The sequence below is a fragment of the Haloarcula sp. H-GB5 genome (genome assembly GCF_054850705.1).
This window is the reverse complement of record NZ_JBTWBG010000002.1, coordinates 232,625-252,257: the sequence shown is the minus strand read 5'-3', so window position 1 is coordinate 252,257 and position 19,633 is coordinate 232,625. Positions and strand designations below refer to the sequence as shown.

Here is a 19,633-nt window from a genome sequence, read left to right as displayed (position 1 = left end):
GCGTGCCCCGTCAGTACTGCTCGAACCCCGCCGTGTCCAGATAGTTGTGCGCGACCGTGATCGAGTGGTCAGCGTGGAGGGCCTTTGGGCCAAGCGAAACGCACTCGTCTGCGTGGTCGGCCAGCAGCGCCGCTTCCTCATCCCGGAAATCATGGTGGTCCGAGAGGACGAACACCGGGTCCGACGGCGCGGCAACGTCGACGATAGGGTCGCCATCCTCGTGCAACTGGACGACGGTTCCCCGGCGTGCCACGTCCTCGAGTGTCGCTTCAAACCCCCGCCGCGTAAGTGACACGCCCGGCGAGGTCTCGACCGGCATGTGCCCGATGGCTTCCTCGCGCTCTTCTAGCGCCTTGCGTATCAGCGCCGCCGTGGACCGTTCGTCTGGGTTCAGCCGGCGGAGGTCGCTTCCCTCGAACGTGACAGTGTACTCATCCGATAGAACGAGGTGTACTCGTACGTCCTCGCGGATGGCGTGGCTCAGGAAAAACGCGCTGGTGACACACCGACAGAGCACGTCGAGCCGGCCGGCCGCGCCGGCCAGATCGTCGAGCGAGAACTCCGGCGTCGTCGGGGCGTCGTGACCGATGATGACGAACTGGCGCATACGGGTGCGAAGCCGGTCAGAGACTTACGTGCATCGACCGCGAACCCGTCAGCTCTCATCCATGCTGACGGGGAGCCAGATGCCGAGTGGGGCCACCGTCGAGGTCACGGCGGTGGTGTCCCTCGCCGAGCCTACTTCCGACTGCGGGTCGAAGCGCCGTTATGTCCGTTTCAGAGTTCGACGAGTTCGACCACGAGACGCATATGCAGCGTGCGTTCGAGCTGGCTCGGACCGCTGTCGACCGCGGTGACCGGCCGTTCGGATCGGTACTCGTTCGTGACGACGGAATCGTCATGGAGGCGTCGAACCGCGTTCTCACCGAGTCCGATGTGCGCCGCCATCCGGAACTCCACCTGGCGCACCGAGCAATGCGTGAGTTTGGCCCGGACGAGCGCGCGGAAATTGTGATGTACACGAGTACCGAACCGTGCCCGATGTGTGCCGGCGGCCTCCGGTACGCCGGTCTCGGCCGGGTCGTGTACAGCGTCAGCAGCGACGAGATGAGCAGGTTCAGCGGCCACGAGGCGTCCGTCCGTTCCGGCGAGATTCTCGCCGGCGTCACCGACGTCGTCGGACCGATATGTCACGAGGAGGGACTGGCGATTCACGAGGACTTTGACTGGTAAGGCCGGATCAGCACCGATTGCGGGAGTCACATGACTTATTATGTGTGTTTTCTAACTTGTGATATGAATTCACTTGACACGCCCATCGAGCAGGTGATGACGAAGCCGGTGAAAAGCGTCGACCACGAGCTTTCGGTCCGAGACGTTTCGAAACTTCTTGCGTCCGAAGCGGTCGGGTCTGTCGTTGTCGAAACCGAGTACGGGCGAGGCATACTCACGAAAACAGATATTATCGCTGGCCTCCGCGATGGGATCGACCCGGATACGACGCCAGTTGGTGACCTGATGACGACCCCTGTCAAGACCATCGAACCCGGTGCCCCGCTAGAGGAAGCCATTGATACGATGGTCGAGCACAGCATCAAGCGGCTCGTGGTCGACGGACAGGCCGACAGCGTCGGTATTCTCACGACGACAGACGTGATGCAGGAACTGTCACCCGACCTAGACCGCGTCGTTGAGATGTTCGCAGAGGGGTGACAGCCCGAACTCGAACGGTCGGGGCTATAGAGGCGTAGTTGGGAGTTCGCTTTCAAATCGAGTCATAAAAACGCTACAAGCGCCGTCTAAGTGTCCAGAAAGGGTTTACCCGGAGCGACGAATCGCTGACCATGCGCAGACGTGCCCTCCTCGCGTCGGTTCCGGGTGCGCTGGCCGGGCTTGCCGGCTGTTCGTTCGGTACCCACGGGACGGACGAAACTGACAGCGTGACGCCTGCACCGCGCCCGACGCAGTCAGGGACCGAGGCGAACGACAGCGGAACAGAGACGCCGACAGATACGGGCGACCCGCCCCGGCCCGAGAATCCGACGACCGTCATCGAACTAGAAACCGGCCCGCGAACCTACGCCCTCAGTTCGCCGGGACTCCACACCGACGACAGGGCGCGAGTCGGACTCTGGTTCGACCGGACGGCGACCGACGACCATCCGGCCACGCTTCGTGGTTGGCTCCAGAACGGCAACGAGTTCGAGAACACGTTCAGAATTGAGTCGATTCCGGGCATCGGACAGATACACAGCCGCCAGCCCAGCGGCTACGACCACGAGGCACGCCTCCATCTCGCACCCACGGACAACAACGAACTCGCCGACGAGGTCCCCTCACTCGGCCGAACAGACGAGGGATACTGGCGCGTCGACGACGTCGGCCCGTGGATGCCCGACACCCGCCGGCTGGCCCCCGGTGAATGGCTCCAGTTGGAGTACACGCTTGTCGGCGAGCCGGGCCAGTCCGGGCGGCCGGCCGGGACCTACGAGTTCCGCGGTCAGGACGAAACGCTCTCAGTCACGGTCTGGGACACACAGCATCCCGGCCCGGAGACAGAATCCCGGTTCGCCGGCCGCTCGCTCCCGTCGTTTCCCGGCGACGGTGGTGTTCAGTGGTTCCACGAAGCAGAGCCGGCGACCCCAGCCTTCGTTCGCCCGACCGCCGAGCGAGTACAACTGGACGCACAGATCGGCTTCGAGGTAGTCAACAATAGCCACAAGCGACTGCAGTGTGGCCACTGGGACCTTTACAAACTGGTCGACGGCGAGTGGTTCCACATCGCACCGATAGGGCACACCGCGGACTGTCGGCTTCTGTCGCCAGGCGGTCGAGAACAGTGGGGCCTCCGGGCGTTTAACCGACAGTCGGTCGGGTGCAGCACCGGCGACTGCCGTTGTGACGGCCTCACGCAGGGCTACCTCGGCGACGGCGAGTACGCCGTCGTCGCCGGCTACGGCCACGCGACGGCCAACAGCGGTGCGCTGGTCGAACTGGTCGGCGACCGGGCTGCCGTGACGCCAACCGACGGCGTCTCGACAGCGCGTGACGGCAACACGATCACGGTGACGACTAGCCGCCACGGCGATGGGGAGCATCCAGCCGACGCGACGTTCTCGCTGACTCGCACCAGCAGCGCGAGCGAGCGGGTCATTGCCGAGCAGGTCATGGCAAGCGGTCGGTTCGCCACGTACGAGGGTGGACTTCGTAACGCCCTCCCGTTCCTGACCGACGATGTGCGTCATGTCGTTGTCCGGACCGACGAGCGGGCTGTGGACGGCGTGCTCGGCTACGATTCGAACAGTCGTCGGTTCCGGTTCCGCAGACAGGCCTACAAGACTGCTCGGGGTCGGAACACAGGCTAATAATCGGCGCTGAGAGGGGTCTCGTTTCGTCTCGGCTCCGTAATTGAAAACGGGAATCAGGCCGAATTCGAATCACGCGAGACCTCCGGTCTCGCTGGCTCTCGCTCGCTTCGCTCGCGAGAACGCGGTTACGGCCACCCGAAGGCTGTCGCTGTTCGGTCGCGTGTGGAAAAGTGGGCCGGCGCGAATTCGAATCGCGGTTACGGCCACCCGAAGGCCGAAGGATACCAGGCTACCCCACCGGCCCGTGCGATAGCAATCGGATAGAAGACAGGGTCAGTTTTAACGGTTGCGAAACGGCGATATGGGGAGTGCTTTCATCGGCGGCCCACAAGCCGAAGACATGGATATCCGCGACGAACGCATTCCGACAGCAACGTTCGCGACCTGTCTCGGAAACATGCCCCAACCCTGTGTCGACCTCGTTGTCGAGTACGAGGGCGGCATCGTACTCACACGACGACAGAACGAGCCAGCCAAAGGCGAGTGGTTCTGGCCGGGGAGCCGCCTCTACAAAGGTGAACGACTGGACGACGCAGCACCACGCATCGCCGCGGAGGAACTCGGCCTCACGTCGGTTGAAACGGAACGACTTGGCGTCAGCGAACACTTCTGGGACACGTCGTCGGTCGACGGCGTCGACACCCGACACACAGTACCAGTCGTCTACCGAGTCGTTCCCGACGACGGGGCGAAAATTACACTCGACGACCAGCACGACGCCTATCGTGTTGTCACGGAGCCACCGGCAGATGCGAACCGATACGTCTTGGAGTACTTCGACCGATTCGATATCGGCCAGTAGCGGGTGAAAATTGTTGTTTTGAGGCCGAATGCGTATCTCATGAGCGGTCAGGCTGGACGAGACTAGCAGGTAACTGACCAGAAGATTGATTACGCATCGTAGTTACTCACTAACTGAGTAACTATGACCATCCTCATCACTGGCGGCGACGGCTACGTCGGGTGGCCGGCCGCACTGCGGATCGCGGACCGAACGGACGAGCGAGTGCTGCTGGTCGACAACTTCGCCCGAAGAGAGTGGGTCGAGGACGTCGGCGCGACGAGCGCGACACCAGTGGCCAGCATCGACGAACGCCTCGACGCGGCCCGCGAGGTCCACGGCCTGACGAACCTCTCCTTCGTCGAGGGCGACCTCGCCGAGAAGTCCTTCGTCGACGAACTGCTGGCGGTCCACGAGCCAGAAGTCGTGGTCCACACCGCCGCACAGCCGTCCGCGCCGTACTCCCAGATCAACGGCGAGCGGGCGAACTACACCCAGCACAACAATCTCCAGGCGACGCGGAACCTCCTGTGGGGCCTCGAAGAACACGACCTCACTGACACCCACTTCGTCGAGACGACGACGACGGGCGTCTACGGCGCGCCGGAGTTCCCGATTCCCGAGGGCGGCGCGACGATGGAGAACCAAGGCGAGCGCGACGACGTTCCGTTCCCCAACATGGGCGGGAGCTGGTACCACGCGACGAAGGGCTTCGACGCACAGAACATGCGGCTGGCCCACACGCAGTTCGACATCCCAATTTCTGACGTGCGAACGGCAATCGTCTACGGGACCGAAACCGAAGAAACTCGCGCGGACGACCGGCTCAAGACTCGCTTCGACTTCGACTACTACTTCGGGACGGTTACCCACCGCTTCTGTGCGCAGGCTGTCGCGGGCTATCCCGTCACCGTCTACGGCAAAGGCGAGCAGCGCAAGCCGTTCATCTCGCTGGAGGACGCGGTCGAAGGGCTGGCTGAAGTGGCCCTGACCGATCCCGACGAGCGCCCCGATGGCCTGACGGTGTACAATCAGGTCACGCGCGCCATCAGCATCGTCGAGATCGCCGAGACGATCGCGGATGTCGGCAGCGAATACGACCTCGACGTGGCCGTCGAACACTTCGAGAATCCTCGCGACGAGGACGAGACTCACAAGATGGAGATCGAAAACGACCGGTACGCCGACCTCATCGGTGGCCAGTCCCAGTCCTTCGAGGACGGCGTCGGCGACATCTTCGAGACGCTGACCCGCTACGCCGACACCATCAAGGCCCACGAGGACCGCTTCCTCCCGGGCGTCCTAAGCGAGGACTGACGATGGACGTGCTGGTCACCGGGGCCTGTGGCTACATCGGCAGCGCGCTGCTACCGTTGCTCCGGGCAGACGACCGCGTGGACGATGTTGTCGTCTTCGACGACCTCTCCTCGGGGTCGCCGCGGGCGCTGCTGGGAACGCTGGGGGACGGCCTCGAATTTCGCCGGGGCGACGTCCGCGAGTACGGCGACGTGGAGAGCGCCATGCGCGGCGTCGACCGCGTCATCCACCTCGCTGCCATCACCGGCGCGTCGAGCACACACGAACGCCGCGACGAGACCTTCGCCATCAACTACGACGGCACCGAAAACGTCCTGACTGCGGCCGGCAAACTCGGCGTCGACCACGTTGTCTTCGCCTCCTCGTGTAACGTCTACGGCCGCGCGACCAGCACCGACATCGACGAGACAGTCGACCCGGACCCGATCAACCCCTACGCGGAGACGAAACTGCAGTCCGAGACGCTACTGCAGGAGTACTGCGAGGAGTTCGACATGACCGGTACCGCCCTGCGGATGGCCACCAACTTCGGCCACTCCCCGGGCATCCGGTTCAACCTCGTCGTGAACTACTTCGTGTTCCGCGCACTCACGGGCCGCCCGCTCACCGTCTACGGCGACGGCTCGAACTGGCGGCCGTTCATCCACGTTCGGGACGCTGCCCGCGCCTACGCGGAAGCGGCGTGCGACCCCGAGTCCTGGGACGAACCAGTGTACAACGTCGGGTCGATGGACGGGAACTACCAGATATCTGAGATCGCCGACATCGTCGCCGACGAGGTCGCTCCGGTCGACGTGACCTATCTCGAAGACGAGCATCCCGGTCCGTCCTATCACGTCAACTTCGACCGACTGAGCCGGACCGGCTTCGAACCATCGTGGACGCTCCGTGAGGGCGTCCGCGACCTCGCGGAGAAATTCACCACCAATGTCTGAGACAGAACCTACCAGCGAACGGCCCCACATCGCCGTCACCGGCGGAGCGGGCTACATCGGCAGCCGCGTCATCTACGAACTACAGCAGGCCCACCCCGACTGGGAGATCACCGCTATCGACAACTTCTATCTCGGTACCGTGCGGTCCGTCGGCGATGTCGCCATCGAACACGTCGACATCCGGAACCGGGACCGTCTGGAAGCGGCGCTAGACGGGGCCGACGTCGTGATGCACCTCGCCGCGATCTCCGGTGTCGACGACTGCGACGAAAAGCAGGATCTGGCCTACGAGGTCAACGTGCAGGGAACCGACAACGTCGCCTGGTTCTGCCGCAAGACCGGCGCAGCGCTGATCTTCCCGTTCTCGATGGCCGTCATCGGCGACCCACGAGAGTTCCCAATCACAGTCGACCACCCGCGGGACCCGCTGAACTGGTACGGGCGGACGAAACTACTCAACGAGCGCGCCATCGAGACGTACGCCGACGGCGCGTTCCCGGCCCATCAGTTCATGATCTCGAACCTCTACGGGAGCCACGAGATAGACGGTCAGACCGTCTCAAAGGGGACCGTCATCAACTTCTTCGTGAACCGCGCGCTCGCCGGCGAGACGCTGACCGTCTACGAGCCCGGAACGCAGTCCCGCAACTTCATTCACGTCAAGGACGTGGCCCGGGCCTACGTCGATAGCTGCGAACGGCTACTCGAGCAACTGGACCGCGGCGAGACCGGCGTCGAGAAATACGAGATCGCGAGCGACGAAGACCCAGGCGTTCACACCGTCGCCAAACTCGTCAAGGATATCGCCGCCTCAGCCGCCGACATCGATGCCGACGTGGAACTGGTCGAAAACCCACGGGGCGACGACGAGACACTCGTCGATTCGTTCCCGGTCGACACCGACCGGACGACCGACGTACTGGGCTGGACGCCGGAACACGACGTTGAATCGGCGATTCGAGCGGCGCTAGAGTCGACAAACACGTAGACGGCGAGTCCCGATGGATTTATTCGCCAGACCGGAAAGAGAGGATACATGAGCGATACGCCCGGGGCGGGAGCGGTACTCGATGACCGGCCCGAGCTACGAGACGCGACAGCGGCGGTTCTGGCCGTCGACGACGAACAGGACGGTTGGACGTTCGACGACATTCCCCTCGATTCGGGTCAGTTTGGCGAACTCGTCTCCGCGGGCATCGTCGAGAAGGACGGTGACGAGTACCGCGTCGCTGATCCCGATGCTGTGCGGGCCGCGCTCAACGGCGAATCCGAAGTCCGTAACGACAGCGGGCACGGGCTGGCGCTCGGTGACGCATTACGCTTTGATTTCGACGCGCGAGCAACCGGCCTGCTTGTCGCCGCCCTAGCGGTCGTCTTCGTCGCCCGAACGTACGTCATCGGGTCGATATATCGCGGTGGCGACATCGTTCTATCGAGTAACGACCCCTACTACTACAGGTACCACATCGAACAGATCGCAGCGAACGCCGGCAGTGCGGCCGATTTCGGGGCGCTCTCCGTGCTGCCACAGACACTAACAAAAGGGGAGCCACTCACTATCGCGACGCTCTGGTGGGTTTCCAGCCTCTTCGGCGGGGGCAAAACAGTTATTGGTCACGTTCTCGCCTGGTATCCAGTCGTGTCAGCACTCGTCACGAGCGTCCTGCTCTATTTGCTCGCAGTTCGAGTGTCCAGCGACCGGCGTATCGGCCTCGCATCGGTCCTTTTCCTCGCGTTTATTCCCGGCCACGCCTTCCGGACGAGCCTGGGTTTCGCAGATCACCACGCCTTCGACTATCCCTGGCTGGGACTCACCGCCCTTGCACTCGTAGTCGCGCTAACGACGGTCACGAATCGAACGTCGCTTCGTCGACCACAGCCGTGGATCGCCGCAGTCGGCATCGGTGTCGGGACTACCGGTCAGGTGCTCGCGTGGGAGGCCGGGCCGTTGCTTGTCTTGCCGGTCAGTCTGGTGGTGCTGGGACAGACATTGCTAGATGTCTCGAACGACCGTTCATCACTGGTCGGGAACGCGCCAGTCCTTGCCGGCGTTAGTCTCGGTGCGATACTTGCTTGGAGTGTCCATACCGCCACCGGCTGGCAAACTGCGCTCGTCGCCAGTGCGCCAGCACTGCTGTTGCTTGGCACTGTCGTCGTTATTGCGACGGCAGAAACAGCCAGGCGCTTCGGTGGCACTGCCGGACAACTGGCTGCGGTCGATATCGGGCTTGGCGTCGTCGGTCTCCTCCTCTTTCGCTTTGGCTTCACAGAACAGTGGGGCACGTTCAACAGGCGCCTCGACTTGCTGTTTCGATCCGACGGGATTGCCGAGACGTACGGACTGTTCAACGCGGACGCATTCGGGTTCCTGTTCCTGTTCGGCCTGACGCTGTTCCTAGCGCTCCCGGCGATGGTCTGGGGCGTCGACCTTGCTCGGAACGACCGGAGCGGCTGGCTCGTCGCCAGTAGCTACGCCTGGGTGCTGTTCGCCCTCGCCGTGATTCAGGTCCGTTTCGTCGGCGAGCTGGCTCCGTTTCTCGCGTTGTTCGCCGGCCTCGCGTTCGTCTGGGTCGCCTCGTGGGTCGATCTCGCCCGTCCAGTGCTGACGACTGGTGATAGGGGTCTGCGGGACGTACTCGTTCCGGACACCCGCTCGGTTGCGTCGCTGTTCGTGCTGTTTCTGTTGTTCGGGGCCCTCGGGATGGTGCAGGTACCGGTCAAAACGAGTCAAGTACTCGTTGATGACGGGACATACGACGCGGCGACTGCAATCGAAGCCGACGCTACGGAGCACGGACTCGAATACCCCGAAAGCTACGTGCTCAGCCGCTGGGGACAGAACCGCGTGTACAACTACTTCGTCAACGGCGAGTCACAAAGCTACGGCTACGCTCGCCAGGCGTACGGGCCGTTCGTCGGAGCGACAGACCCTGATTCGGCCTACAATCGGATTTCCAACCGAGCTGGGTACGTCGTGACCACAGAGACCGACATCGAGGCACCGACTGCGATGTACGCTCGGTTACACAAGCACTTCGGAAGCCGGAACGGAGATGTGGACGGCCTGGCTCACTACCGACCACTCTTCACCAGCGAAGACGGGAGCCACAGGGCGTTCGCGGTCGTGCCCGGTGGGACGATACAGGGGAGTGTGGCGCCGAATTCGACCGTCTCGGTCGTAACGACGGTTGCTGTCTCGGATAGGGAGGTCGACTACGAGCGCCAGACGACAGCCAATCGGAACGGTAATTTCACTGTTACCGTCGCAAACCCCGGGACGTACACCGTAACGACCGACAGCGGTGTTGAAACTACCGTCGATGTCACAGAGCAGACGGTGTACGGCGGCGGTAACGTCACTGTCGAGTAATTTTCAGAGACTGCTGCGATTCTGAAGCGAAACGACCATTGTACCCACCGAAAGAACAGAGCGTGTGCGCGTCTGGGTTCGTGTCGGCATCGTGCTTGTGCTGTGTCTGACACTCGGGGGACTGTTCGTTCACGCGGAGATGACAGAGGACAAACGGTCACCGTATCCAGACGCGGCGGACCTTTCGACTGGGTACGAGTCGTACGCCGGGCAGCAGCTCATGGTGTTTGGTACGGTGACAGAGACCAGCGATAGCGAGATGGAAATCAATGTCGAGAGCGATGGGGCGGCTATCACACTCAGAGTCACCGGGGCAAAGACAGCCGTCGAACCTGGTGGCGTCGTCCAAGTGTACGGAACGCTCGAACCAGAGCAGACGATAGCAGCCAAGCGGGTCGAAGTCGTCAACAGCAGTCAGTGGGCTGAGTTCTACAAGTACAGTGCCTCGGCTATCGGCGCACTCGGATTCCTGCTGCTGTTCTTCCGATATTGGCGCATCGACCGAGAGACGTGGACACTGGAGGCCCGTGATGGCTGACCTGCTGACACATCTGCTCGTTCCGTACATTTTGCTCACGGTCGCGAGTTGGCGCGTCGACTGGCTCGATCAGCGCTGGGTCGTCGTTGGGATGGGCGGTGCGGCGATTCCCGATCTGGTGAAAGTCGGAATCGTGGTGGACAAGCGGATAGTCGAAGCACTTATTGGCGTTCCGTTCAGCTATGTGCCCCTCTCCACACTCGGCGGAGTCCTGCTACTGGCCGGTATCATCGCCGTCGCGTTCGAGCGTCGGCACTGGAGACCAGTGTTCGGCCTCGTGACGTTCGGCGGCCTCACATCGCTCCTGCTCGATGGGATGCGAGTGTACGCTGACGGGAGAGCGAGCGCCTGGCTGTATCCGTTCACGAACTGGCGGCCGCCGACGCCGAGCCTGTACGTGTCTTCGGACCCGACCGTACTCGTCGTAGCGCTACTCACGGCCGGTACGGTCGCAGTCCTCGACAGACGGATGCGAGCGCGGAACTGACCTCGCTACCAGGTCAATCCTTCGTAAGTGATGCCGTCGCGCCGCTCGATGATGCGTCGGCCGTCGACGACGACTGGGTCGGCCATGTCGTCGAATTCAGCGTCGAGAGCCGCAAACTCGTCCCAATCAGTGACGACAACGGCGCCGGACGCACCCTCAAGAGCAGTCGCGGCCGAGTCAGTGTACTGGATATCAGGATAGCGCTCGCGCATATTCTCGGTCGCGACAGGGTCGTAGGCGACGATGTCTGCGCCACGCTCCTGCAGCCCCTCGATGACCGGTACCGCTCGCGTGTTCCGGATGTCGTCGGTACCGGGTTTGAACGCCAGCCCGAGAACGGCGACGCGTTTCCCGGACACGTCGACGTGGTCGTCGAGGAGAGCGAGGAGGCGCTCGGGCTGAGCATCGTTCAGCTCCACGGCCGCCGAAAGGACTGCGGGGTCGTATCCCTGCTCCCGCGCCGCGGCGATGATGGCGTCCGTGTCTTTCGGGAAACAACTGCCGCCCCAGCCGACACCACTGCGGAGGAACTGCTCGCCGATGCGGTCGTCGAGTCCGATCGCGTCAGCGACCTCGTAGGCGTCGACGCCGAACTCCTTGCAGATGTTCCCGATATCATTGATGAGGCTGACTTTCGTCGCGAGGAACGTGTTGTTGGCGTACTTTATCATCTCGGCCTCGGCGATACCGGTTTGGACGACCGGCACGTCACCGTCAGCGGCCTCGCGCAGCGGCGCATAGAGGTCGTGGAGAAGTTCCGTCGCGCGGTCGTCGTCTGTCCCGAAGACGAGTTTGTCGGGATTCAGGAAGTCCGCGACAGCCGTCCCCTCGCGCTGGAACTCGGGATTAGACGCGACGAGGAAGTCCGTCCCGCGTTCGAGACCGGCGGCGGCGATACGTGGAGCGAGCCGATCTTCGGTCGTGTTCGGGACGACAGTCGACTTCGTGACGACGAGGTGTGGGTCCGCTGCCGCGTTCTCAGCGCCGGCCAGTGCCTCGCCGACGGATGCCGCACCGGCTTCCATGAACTGGAGGTCGATGCTTCCATCGTCGTTCGAGGGCGTTGGGAGCGCCAACATCGTCAGCTCAGTGTCGAGTATTTCCTCGTAGTCGGTGCTTGCCCGAAGTCGACCGCCGCCGTGTTCGGCGACGAGTTCGTCGAGGCCAGGTTCGTGTATCGGCGACTCGCCGTCGTTGATTGCGTCGACGATGTCTTCGTCGATATCTATCGTTACGACTTCATGCCCGAGATCCGCAAGACACGCCGCGACCGTCGTCCCGACGTATCCGCTACCGACAATACTGACGTTCATCAGGCGGCAGTAGTCGAGGGGCGGATATTATAATTCGGATCTTATAATTCGACAAGAGTTTTATCGGACGGCCAACGAATTGAGAGATATGAAAGCTGTCGTACTCGCCGCCGGTGAAGGAACCCGTCTCCGCCCGCTGACTGAAGACAAGCCAAAGGGGATGGTAGAGGTCGCGGGGAAACCGATTCTGACCCACTGCTTCGAGCAGTTGATCGAGCTAGGCGCTGACGAACTGCTGGTAGTTGTCGGCTACAAGAAGCAGGCCATCATTAATCACTACGAGGACGAATTCGATGGCGTCCCGATCACCTACACCCACCAGCGCGAACAGAACGGGCTTGCACACGCTCTTCTGACCGTCGAAGAGCACGTCGACGACGACTTCATGCTGATGCTCGGCGACAACATCTTCGAAGCGAACCTCCAAGACGTCGTCAACCGTCAGGCGGAAGAACGTGCCGACGCCGCTTTCCTCGTTGAGGAAGTCCCATGGGAGGAGGCCGGGCGCTACGGTGTCTGTGACACCAACAAGTACGGCGAGATCACCGAAGTTGTCGAGAAACCGGAGGATCCGCCGTCGAACCTAGTGATGACCGGGTTCTATACATTCACACCGGCCATCTTCCACGCCTGTCATCTGGTGCAGCCCTCCAACCGCGGCGAGTACGAAATCAGTGATGCGATTGACCTCCTGTTGCACTCTGGGCGAACGATCGATGCGATCCGCATGGATGGCTGGCGGAACGATATCGGCTATCCCGAGGACCGAGATCAGGCCGAGAAACGGCTACAGGGCGAGGTTGATCCGGAGCGGTCCGCCGAGAACATCGCTGCAAGCGAGTGAGAGATTAAACCGGGTCGTCTCGCCAGTAACTATTGTACCTACGCGGTCATGTAGGCCACACAGTTGTACGGCATTTCAATCAGAAGTCTGGACAACATCGTGAGACGATATCCATCGGACAGCGCCAAACGGAACAGGCACAACGCGAGTCGGAGCGGCGTTGTGATAGCTGACACAACTGCGCTGGTACGTTCGCTGTCGATACATCGACTCACGAATTCAGGGCGGTTGGACTGCGTGTCCACGCACAGTAGCTTCAGTATTTGAGTCCCGGGACGCAGGACTTATCCCGGAACTCGGCAATCACACTGATAATGGATAGTGGCTGGCGGTACCGGGTCGCAAGTGTAGCCGGCGTCGTCGTGCTGACAGCGATCGCCGTCGCACTTGTTAACAACGCTACCATCCAGTCGATAGCGACAACCATCCCAGTACTCAGTCGGTTGCCGACCGATCCCCCGGAGGGGCCGGAGTTCACGATCGAACTCCTAGTCACGACCGCAGTCGTCGTCAGCGTGTTCCTCCCGCTGTACAAACCGCGTCCGCGGAGAATTCTCGACGCTGTAGCGCTGGCCCAGAAGCGGGTGCTCGTGGCAGCTCTCGTTCTGGCGACAATCGGCTACTTCGACTATTCATACAAACTACCGCGCTTGACTGTCGTGTTAGTGACCCCGTTGTTACTGGTCGCACTGCCCGCGTGGTTCGTGTGGATTCGCAAGCGACCGTCGTCAAACGGTGAACGAACCATCGTCGTTGGGGACGACCTCAAGGTGATAGAGGAAGTAGCAAGTGAGGTCGACGGGACACTTCTGGGCTATCTCTGCCCAACGAGTGTTATGACGGCAATCGAACGGACCGAAGCCATCGCTGACGGCGGAACGAACCCCAGCGGGTTGGAACGGCTGGGTGGCCTCTCGCGAATCGAAGACGTGCTCGTCGAGTATGATATCGATACGGTCGTGTTGGCGTTTGAACACGCCGACCGGGCAGAGTTCTTCGGCGCTCTCGACGCCTGTTACGAGTACGGCGTCAACGCGAAAGTCCACCGAGACCACACAGACTCCGTACTGACCACCAGCAGTGGGGTCGGAGCGCTAGTCGACGTGGAGGTCGAACCATGGGACATACAAGACTACATTCTCAAGCGCGCGTTCGATATCGCGTTCGCATCGGCTGGACTGGTCGCGCTATCGCCGGTGATTATCGGAATTGTAGTCGCAATAAAGCTGGAGGACGGCGGCTCGATACTGTACCGGCAAGACCGAACAGCAGTGTTCGGCGAAACCTTCTCCATCTATAAGTTCCGGTCGATGATTGAGAACGCCGAAGACGAGACCGGCGCGAAAATCAGTGACGAGGATGCAGGTGGAGTTGACCCACGTGTGACATCAGTTGGGCAAGTGCTACGTCAGACGCACCTTGATGAGATTCCTCAGCTCTGGTCGATACTGCGGGGCGATATGAGCGTTGTCGGTCCACGGCCCGAACGTCCGGAACTGGACTCGGATATCCAGACCGGCGTCGTTGACTGGCAGAAACGATGGTTCGTCAAACCGGGCCTGACCGGGCCTGCCCAGGTTAATCATGTGACCGGAAAAGAGCCGAGCGAAAAGCTGCGATACGACCTAGAGTACGTGCGCGACCAGTCGTTTAGCTATGACATGAAACTCGTTTCGAGGCAGGTCTGGAGCGTTCTTATCGATATAATAGTCGCGTATAAAAATCCATAGAACCGTTTACACGCTGCGTGACCCTTCGGCCGGACAGTTGATGCTGCAATCAGATAGTCTCAAAGGGTTTGTTACCGCCGAATTGTAAACCCACTCAGTTCTGTTTTGTCATGGGAAGTGCGCATATTTTGCTTACAAAGAGTGAAGACAGGCTCTAGGCTGTTCATGGGAATGGTAGCAGCGTTATCAAAGGTCGGGGGATACGAGGCGCTCGGCATGGATACAAAGTGCTTGGAAACCCAAACGAAAAGGCCATACACTGGCCGGGAAATTGGCCTGTATGAAGTCGATGAAAGGGCAATCCGATATCATCGACGACGAAGGGAATCTGTTTGGTGTTATCAATATTATTGATGCCCTCGTCGTTGTGCTTGCTCTTACTGTCGTTATCACTGGAATCGGCCTTGTACTGATGGACGATGGCGAATCGAGTTCGGCCCCGACAACTGAAACGACGAATGTGACGCTCGACCTCGGCCCCCAGCCGGAGTACATCGTTTCACAGATGTCTATCGGGGACAGCTACAGTCCGTCTGGGAATTCGGATCTCACGGTCACAGATATATATTCCGCCCCACATGGAGAGTCAACGCGGGTAATGGTACGGGCCGAATTGTCAGCTCCGTCTTCGGGGGAGACTATCCAGTATAGCGGCTCACCACCGCGATACGGCCGACAGCTTGAGGTTCTGACTGATACCTACTCTGCCGCCGGAACAATCCGAGACGTCGGTGGGAGCTCCGATCTGACCACGACTGAGACAGAAGTAGTAGTCAGAGCAAATTTGTCGGAAACCGACGCTAGACGTCTCAGCTCGGGACAACCGATCCGTGTACAAGGACGAGAAGTGGCGACTATCGAGTCCGTTACAACATACGGAACCGGCAACCCCGATAAAAAGACTGTCTTCCTCGGGTTGACACTCCAGAGCGTGACCTACGGTGAACAGCAGGCGTTCGGCGAGACGACGATCCGACCGGGAGCAAGCCTCTCCCTCCCGACGGAAGCGGGCCTCGTTAAGGGAGAAATTACACGGGTCGGTACGACGACGCAACGGGGCCAGCCCGCAACTCGCGATGTCAAGTTACAGTTATCAAACGTGTCTCCACTGCTCGCTAACAGCATTTCTCCGGGGATGACAGAGTCGTTCGGTGGTGAAACCGTCGCACGGATTTCGGCCGTCCAGCGTCAGAACGCAACAATCGTCACTAGGGGACAGGACGGAGAGATATACGAACGGTCGCATCCAATAAACCAAGACGTCACCTTCACTGCAAACCTCTCTGTCCGAGAGACTGATACCGGTGTCACATTCAAAGGCCAGACACTCCAGCAGGGACGTGTCGTGACACTGGACCTGGGTACCGTAACGATCAAGGCGACTGTGATTTCAGGCTATCGATGAGGGCCACAGAGACGTCACAATGGTAAAACAGCGTCTCCAGTCGGCTGTCGAGAATTCGGCACTCAAGTCGCTTTCCGATGCGTTCACACGGAGTTTCGAGCGCTCAGCACTCAGCAGAATGTGTGCTCGGTTACTCAAGATAGCTAGAGGCTCCAGGATCTACCGCTGGCTCACGACAGAGCCGGAGCCAGCGGCCATCGTCATCGATCTACGTAAAACCCACACTGTCGGTCCGTTACTCGCTGTTCTCGACGCTTTCACACCTCAAGCTACGCGGTTCTGGGAGAATTCTAGTCTCGCCTCGGTGGCACGAGCTATCGAAAATACCGTCTCGGGTTCAAACGCAGTCAGGCTGGCAGCAAAGCTGCTTGAACCGCCAGAACCACCAGCAAACGGCGACCAACGCGAGTAGCGGGCTACACGCGGCTCATTCGACCGTCACGCTTTTTGCTAGGTTGCGCGGCTTGTCGATGTTTCGCCCCAGCAACGCGGCCGTGTGATACGACACCAACTGTAGATGCGTGTTCGCAAGCACTGCAGCGGCTCGCGGATGGGTCTCTGGAATTTGGAGTACGTGGTCAGCGTATCGTTCAACGTCACTCTGTCCATCCGTGATCGCGACCACCGGAGCGTCGCGCGCTTCGACCTCTTTGACGTTCCCGATCGTCTTACGGGCGCGTTCGTCGTCACCGGTCACGATAGCGAACACCGGCGTGTTTTCGGTCACCAGCGCCAGCGGGCCGTGTTTCAGCTCACCCGCAGCAAAACCCTCAGCATGCTTGTAGGTGATCTCCTTCATCTTCAGTGCGCCTTCGAGTGCCACGGGTTCCTGGTACCCGCGGCCGATGAAGAAGTACGCGTCGGCGTCCTGGTACAATTCAGCGACCTCCTGTGCGGCAGATTCGTCGAGGACTTCCTGGACGTGGCCGGGCAGGTCGCGGAGTGCGCTGATTACCTGCCGGGCGTCGCCGGTCGTCGACGTTCCGAGGGCAAGCAGGTTCAGCGCGGCTAGCTGGGAGGCGAAGGTCTTGGTCGCGGCGACGCCGATTTCCGGCCCGGCACGGATGTACAGCGCGTGGTCGCACTCGCGGGCCGCGGTGGAGCCGACGACGTTAGTCACGGCCAGCGTGCGCGCGCCGCGGCGACGGGCCGCCCGAAGTGCCGAAAGCGTGTCCGCGGTTTCGCCGCTCTGGGTGACGCCGACGACGAGCGCGTCACCGATCGGTGGGGTCGCGGTCGCGTATTCGCTGGCGAGGAACGCCTGAGCGGGGATACCGGCCTCGCGGAACAGTTGCGCGCCGTGCAGGGCAGCGTGATAGGAAGTCCCGCAGGCGACGAACTGGACGCCGGTCGGGGAGAGGTCGCCGAGGTCGCCGATATCGACCGTGCCGGCGAGTTCGTCGACTCGGCCCCGTAGACACTGCCGGAGCGCGCGCGGTTGCTCGTGGATCTCCTTGAGCATGAAGTGGTCGTAGCCGCTCTTACCGGTCTCCTCTGGGTCCCACTGGACGGTATCGATGTCTTTCTCGACGACATTGCCGTCGGTGTCAGTGACGGTCCATCCGGCACCGTTGAGTCGGGCGAACTCGCCGTCGGCGAGGTAGACGACCTTGTCGGTGAAGTCCCGGAAGGCGGGCACATCACTGGCCAAGTAGGTCGCGTCGTCGTCGATACCCAAGACGAGCGGCGAGTCGTTCCGTGCGGCGAACACCGAGTCACAGCCGGCGATAACGACGGCGACAGCGTAACTACCTTCGAGTCGGCTGATCGTCTCTCTGACGGCGTCTTCGGGGTCGGCTCCAGCGTCCAGCGCGTCTTCAATGAGATGGGGGACGACCTCCGTATCGGTGTCAGATGTGAAGGTGTGACCGGCGCTGACGAGTTCATCTCGCAGCGACTGGTAGTTCTCGATAATACCGTTGTGGACGACTGCGACGTCGCCGGTGCAGTCCTGATGCGGGTGGGCGTTCTCGTCGGTTGGTGGTCCGTGCGTACTCCAGCGGGTGTGGCCAATGCCGACCGAGCCCGAGAGCGTCCGTTCCGACAGCGCCTCGCGCAAGTCGGCGATTTTGCCGGAGTGTTTGCACAGGTCGATGTGGCTGTTCGCAAGCGCGACGCCGGCAGAGTCGTACCCGCGGTACTCCAGTTTCGAAAGGCCGTGGACGAGCGTGTCGAGCGTCTCGTCGCCGCGGCCGACACAGCCGATGATTCCACACATCAGCGGACCACCTCCGCACCCTCGCGGACAGTTCCATCGACTGTCACGCCAGTGGCGAGCTGAGCGTTGGGGCCCACGAGCGACCCGGAGACGAAGCTCACGTCCCCGAGCGCAACAGCACGGTCGGCGATGACGGCGCCTAGCCGCTGGTCCTCAAACACTTCTGTGCCGACCTGGACATCGGCTGGGCCGCCGGGGACGACCGTATTGACGCCCAGGTTCACGTCTTGGCCGGTGACAGTGTCGACGAGGGTTGAACTCGGGTCGACACGCGTGTCAGCGTCAAGGACAGTGTGCTGGATGACGCTGTTGGCCCCGATAGTGACGTTGCGCCCGAGCGCGACGTTCGGACCGATGACAGCGTCCGGTCCGATCTCACAGTCTGGGCCGATGACGACCGGCGACTGGAGAGTCGCCTCGTCGTGGACGCGTGCGGAGTTATCGACCCAGACCTGTTCGTCGCGGGCCGATTCGACGACTCGACCCCGCGCTAGCACCTCGCGGGCGACGGTCAGCAGGTCCCACGGGTAGGTCGCATCGACCCACATCCCGTCGATCTCGACCGCTCGGACACGGTCAGATTCCAGCAGCAGCTCTATGGTGTCGGTCAGCGCCAGTTCGCCGGCGTGGCGCGTCGTTTCGTCGATAGCCTCGAAGATGTCGCCGTCGAAGGCGTACACGCCGCCGTTGATGAGCCTGAACTCGCTGTGTTGTGGCTTTTCGACGATATCGACAATATCACCGTCCCGTACCTCGACAGCACCGTACCGACTGGTGTCCTGTCGTTCGATGACAGCGATGCTTGTGTGTCCAGTCTCCGCATATGAGGTATCTACCGCCTCGATAGTGGCCGCGTCGACGAGACGGTCACCGTTCATCACTAGAACCGGTCCGTCGACGACGCTCCGTGCCTGAAGGAGTGCGTGCCCACTGCCGAGCTGTTTCGTCTGGCTCACGTAGGAGATCGGAACGCCACGGTACGTCGGACCGAAGTGGTCCTGAACGCGGTCGCGCTTGTAGCCGACGACGACGACGAGTTTCTCGATACCTGCCTCGACCAGCGCGTCGAAGACGTGTTCGAGGATCGGACGGTTCGCGGCCGGCAGCATTGGTTTTGGCCGATTTCGCGTCAACGGCCGGAGGCGAGTTCCCTCACCCGCAGCGAGGACCACAGCCGTATCGATGTGCATACTTGTTGCAGACGGAGGAAGGGCTTCAATATGGCGGCCTTACCGAGATTCGTCGGTGGCTACTCGCCACGCATGTCCAGATTGGAGTGTGAAAATCAAACGTATCAGGCGACCGTGACATTCAATCGTCGCAACGC

General features: G+C 61.4%; 17 protein-coding genes, 1 tRNA gene and 1 pseudogene. 14 read left to right on the top strand and 5 right to left on the bottom strand.

Annotated elements, in window-relative coordinates:
• Positions 1-10: 10 nt before the first annotated feature.
• Positions 11-607 (bottom strand): tRNA (pseudouridine(54)-N(1))-methyltransferase TrmY, encoded by a 597-nt coding sequence (gene trmY, locus ACYJ11_RS09200; RefSeq protein WP_461647564.1) that lies wholly within the window; start codon positions 605-607, stop codon positions 11-13.
• Between the two features lie 161 nt (positions 608-768).
• Here trmY and ACYJ11_RS09195 point away from each other — a divergent pair, with 161 nt between their 5' ends.
• The 3 genes from ACYJ11_RS09195 to ACYJ11_RS09185 all read left to right on the top strand — a co-directional run bounded on the left by ACYJ11_RS09195 (position 769) and on the right by ACYJ11_RS09185 (position 3,365).
• Positions 769-1,233, top strand: coding sequence for a nucleoside deaminase (locus ACYJ11_RS09195; RefSeq protein WP_461647563.1), 465 nt, complete (start codon positions 769-771; stop codon positions 1,231-1,233).
• Between the two features lie 63 nt (positions 1,234-1,296).
• Positions 1,297-1,713, top strand: a complete 417-nt coding sequence (locus ACYJ11_RS09190) for a CBS domain-containing protein (RefSeq protein WP_461647562.1) — start codon at positions 1,297-1,299, stop codon at positions 1,711-1,713.
• A 131-nt stretch (positions 1,714-1,844) separates the two neighbouring features.
• Entirely contained in the window at positions 1,845-3,365 is a 1,521-nt protein-coding gene (locus tag ACYJ11_RS09185) for a hypothetical protein (protein WP_461647561.1), read from the top strand.
• A 174-nt stretch (positions 3,366-3,539) separates the two neighbouring features.
• Here the strand turns inward: ACYJ11_RS09185 and ACYJ11_RS09180 are convergent.
• Positions 3,540-3,612 (bottom strand) — tRNA-Pro (locus tag ACYJ11_RS09180).
• Positions 3,613-3,669: 57 nt separating this feature from the next.
• On the opposite strand from ACYJ11_RS09180, the gene ACYJ11_RS09175 reads away from it, so the two are divergent.
• The 7 genes from ACYJ11_RS09175 (at position 3,670) to ACYJ11_RS09145 (ending at position 10,796) form a co-directional block, all read left to right on the top strand.
• Complete coding sequence (locus ACYJ11_RS09175; protein ID WP_461647560.1) at positions 3,670-4,170, top strand: GDP-mannose mannosyl hydrolase; 501 nt, start codon at positions 3,670-3,672, stop codon at positions 4,168-4,170.
• A 123-nt stretch (positions 4,171-4,293) separates the two neighbouring features.
• Positions 4,294-5,466, top strand: coding sequence for an NAD-dependent epimerase/dehydratase family protein (locus ACYJ11_RS09170; RefSeq protein WP_461647559.1), 1,173 nt, complete (start codon positions 4,294-4,296; stop codon positions 5,464-5,466).
• A gap of 2 nt (positions 5,467-5,468) precedes the next feature.
• Positions 5,469-6,401: an NAD-dependent epimerase/dehydratase family protein gene (locus ACYJ11_RS09165; protein WP_461647558.1), complete on the top strand. Its 933-nt coding sequence runs from the start codon at positions 5,469-5,471 to the stop codon at positions 6,399-6,401.
• Entirely contained in the window at positions 6,394-7,389 is a 996-nt protein-coding gene (locus ACYJ11_RS09160) for an NAD-dependent epimerase/dehydratase family protein (protein WP_461647557.1), read from the top strand. Before ACYJ11_RS09165 ends, ACYJ11_RS09160 begins: the two co-directional genes overlap by 8 nt.
• Positions 7,390-7,437: 48 nt before the next feature.
• On the top strand, positions 7,438-9,771 hold the full coding sequence (locus tag ACYJ11_RS09155; RefSeq protein ID WP_461647556.1) for an STT3 domain-containing protein: 2,334 nt from the start codon (positions 7,438-7,440) through the stop codon (positions 9,769-9,771).
• Positions 9,772-9,835: 64 nt separating this feature from the next.
• Complete coding sequence (locus tag ACYJ11_RS09150; RefSeq protein WP_461647555.1) at positions 9,836-10,309, top strand: hypothetical protein; 474 nt, start codon at positions 9,836-9,838, stop codon at positions 10,307-10,309.
• Positions 10,302-10,796 (top strand): metal-dependent hydrolase, encoded by a 495-nt coding sequence (locus tag ACYJ11_RS09145; RefSeq protein ID WP_461647554.1) that lies wholly within the window; start codon positions 10,302-10,304, stop codon positions 10,794-10,796. The genes ACYJ11_RS09150 and ACYJ11_RS09145 overlap by 8 nt, the downstream gene beginning before the upstream one ends.
• A 5-nt stretch (positions 10,797-10,801) precedes the next feature.
• Here the strand turns inward: ACYJ11_RS09145 and aglM are convergent, their stop codons facing one another.
• Positions 10,802-12,109 (bottom strand): UDP-glucose 6-dehydrogenase AglM, encoded by a 1,308-nt coding sequence (gene aglM, locus ACYJ11_RS09140; protein WP_461647553.1) that lies wholly within the window; start codon positions 12,107-12,109, stop codon positions 10,802-10,804.
• 88 nt (positions 12,110-12,197) lie between these two features.
• On the opposite strand from aglM, the gene aglF reads away from it, so the two are divergent.
• From aglF to ACYJ11_RS09120, 4 genes and pseudogenes are all read left to right on the top strand, one after another.
• Positions 12,198-12,953, top strand: coding sequence for a UTP--glucose-1-phosphate uridylyltransferase AglF (aglF, locus tag ACYJ11_RS09135; RefSeq protein WP_461647552.1), 756 nt, complete (start codon positions 12,198-12,200; stop codon positions 12,951-12,953).
• 314 nt (positions 12,954-13,267) lie between these two features.
• Positions 13,268-14,683, top strand: a complete 1,416-nt coding sequence (locus ACYJ11_RS09130) for a sugar transferase (RefSeq protein WP_461647551.1) — start codon at positions 13,268-13,270, stop codon at positions 14,681-14,683.
• A 280-nt stretch (positions 14,684-14,963) separates the two neighbouring features.
• Positions 14,964-15,245: pseudogene (locus ACYJ11_RS09125) on the top strand (DUF4330 family protein); the annotation flags it as partial.
• Between the two features lie 285 nt (positions 15,246-15,530).
• A complete protein-coding gene (locus ACYJ11_RS09120) occupies positions 15,531-16,088 on the top strand; it encodes a DUF4330 family protein (RefSeq protein ID WP_461648426.1) in 558 nt (185 codons plus the stop codon).
• Positions 16,089-16,515: 427 nt separating this feature from the next.
• Here the strand turns inward: ACYJ11_RS09120 and glmS are convergent, their stop codons facing one another.
• On the bottom strand, positions 16,516-18,306 hold the full coding sequence (gene glmS, locus ACYJ11_RS09115; RefSeq protein WP_461647550.1) for a glutamine--fructose-6-phosphate transaminase (isomerizing): 1,791 nt from the start codon (positions 18,304-18,306) through the stop codon (positions 16,516-16,518).
• Positions 18,306-19,496, bottom strand: coding sequence for a bifunctional sugar-1-phosphate nucleotidylyltransferase/acetyltransferase (gene glmU / locus ACYJ11_RS09110; RefSeq protein ID WP_461647549.1), 1,191 nt, complete (start codon positions 19,494-19,496; stop codon positions 18,306-18,308). Before glmU ends, glmS begins: the two co-directional genes overlap by 1 nt.
• Positions 19,497-19,633 lie beyond the last annotated feature (137 nt).

Excerpts from the sequence above, each read along its gene's own strand:
- trmY (WP_461647564.1), bottom strand. The coding sequence starts at position 607 with ATGCGCCAGTTCGTCATCATCGGTCACGACGCCCCGACGACGCCGGAG.
- ACYJ11_RS09195 (WP_461647563.1), top strand. The coding sequence starts at position 769 with ATGTCCGTTTCAGAGTTCGACGAGTTCGACCACGAGACGCATATGCAG.
- ACYJ11_RS09190 (WP_461647562.1), top strand. The coding sequence starts at position 1,297 with ATGAATTCACTTGACACGCCCATCGAGCAGGTGATGACGAAGCCGGTG.
- ACYJ11_RS09185 (WP_461647561.1), top strand. The coding sequence starts at position 1,845 with ATGCGCAGACGTGCCCTCCTCGCGTCGGTTCCGGGTGCGCTGGCCGGG.
- ACYJ11_RS09175 (WP_461647560.1), top strand. The coding sequence starts at position 3,670 with ATGGGGAGTGCTTTCATCGGCGGCCCACAAGCCGAAGACATGGATATC.
- ACYJ11_RS09170 (WP_461647559.1), top strand. The coding sequence starts at position 4,294 with ATGACCATCCTCATCACTGGCGGCGACGGCTACGTCGGGTGGCCGGCC.
- ACYJ11_RS09165 (WP_461647558.1), top strand. The coding sequence starts at position 5,469 with ATGGACGTGCTGGTCACCGGGGCCTGTGGCTACATCGGCAGCGCGCTG.
- ACYJ11_RS09160 (WP_461647557.1), top strand. The coding sequence starts at position 6,394 with ATGTCTGAGACAGAACCTACCAGCGAACGGCCCCACATCGCCGTCACC.
- ACYJ11_RS09155 (WP_461647556.1), top strand. The coding sequence starts at position 7,438 with ATGAGCGATACGCCCGGGGCGGGAGCGGTACTCGATGACCGGCCCGAG.
- ACYJ11_RS09145 (WP_461647554.1), top strand. The coding sequence starts at position 10,302 with ATGGCTGACCTGCTGACACATCTGCTCGTTCCGTACATTTTGCTCACG.
- aglM (WP_461647553.1), bottom strand. The coding sequence starts at position 12,109 with ATGAACGTCAGTATTGTCGGTAGCGGATACGTCGGGACGACGGTCGCG.
- aglF (WP_461647552.1), top strand. The coding sequence starts at position 12,198 with ATGAAAGCTGTCGTACTCGCCGCCGGTGAAGGAACCCGTCTCCGCCCG.
- ACYJ11_RS09130 (WP_461647551.1), top strand. The coding sequence starts at position 13,268 with ATGGATAGTGGCTGGCGGTACCGGGTCGCAAGTGTAGCCGGCGTCGTC.
- glmS (WP_461647550.1), bottom strand. The coding sequence starts at position 18,306 with ATGTGTGGAATCATCGGCTGTGTCGGCCGCGGCGACGAGACGCTCGAC.
- glmU (WP_461647549.1), bottom strand. The coding sequence starts at position 19,496 with ATGCACATCGATACGGCTGTGGTCCTCGCTGCGGGTGAGGGAACTCGC.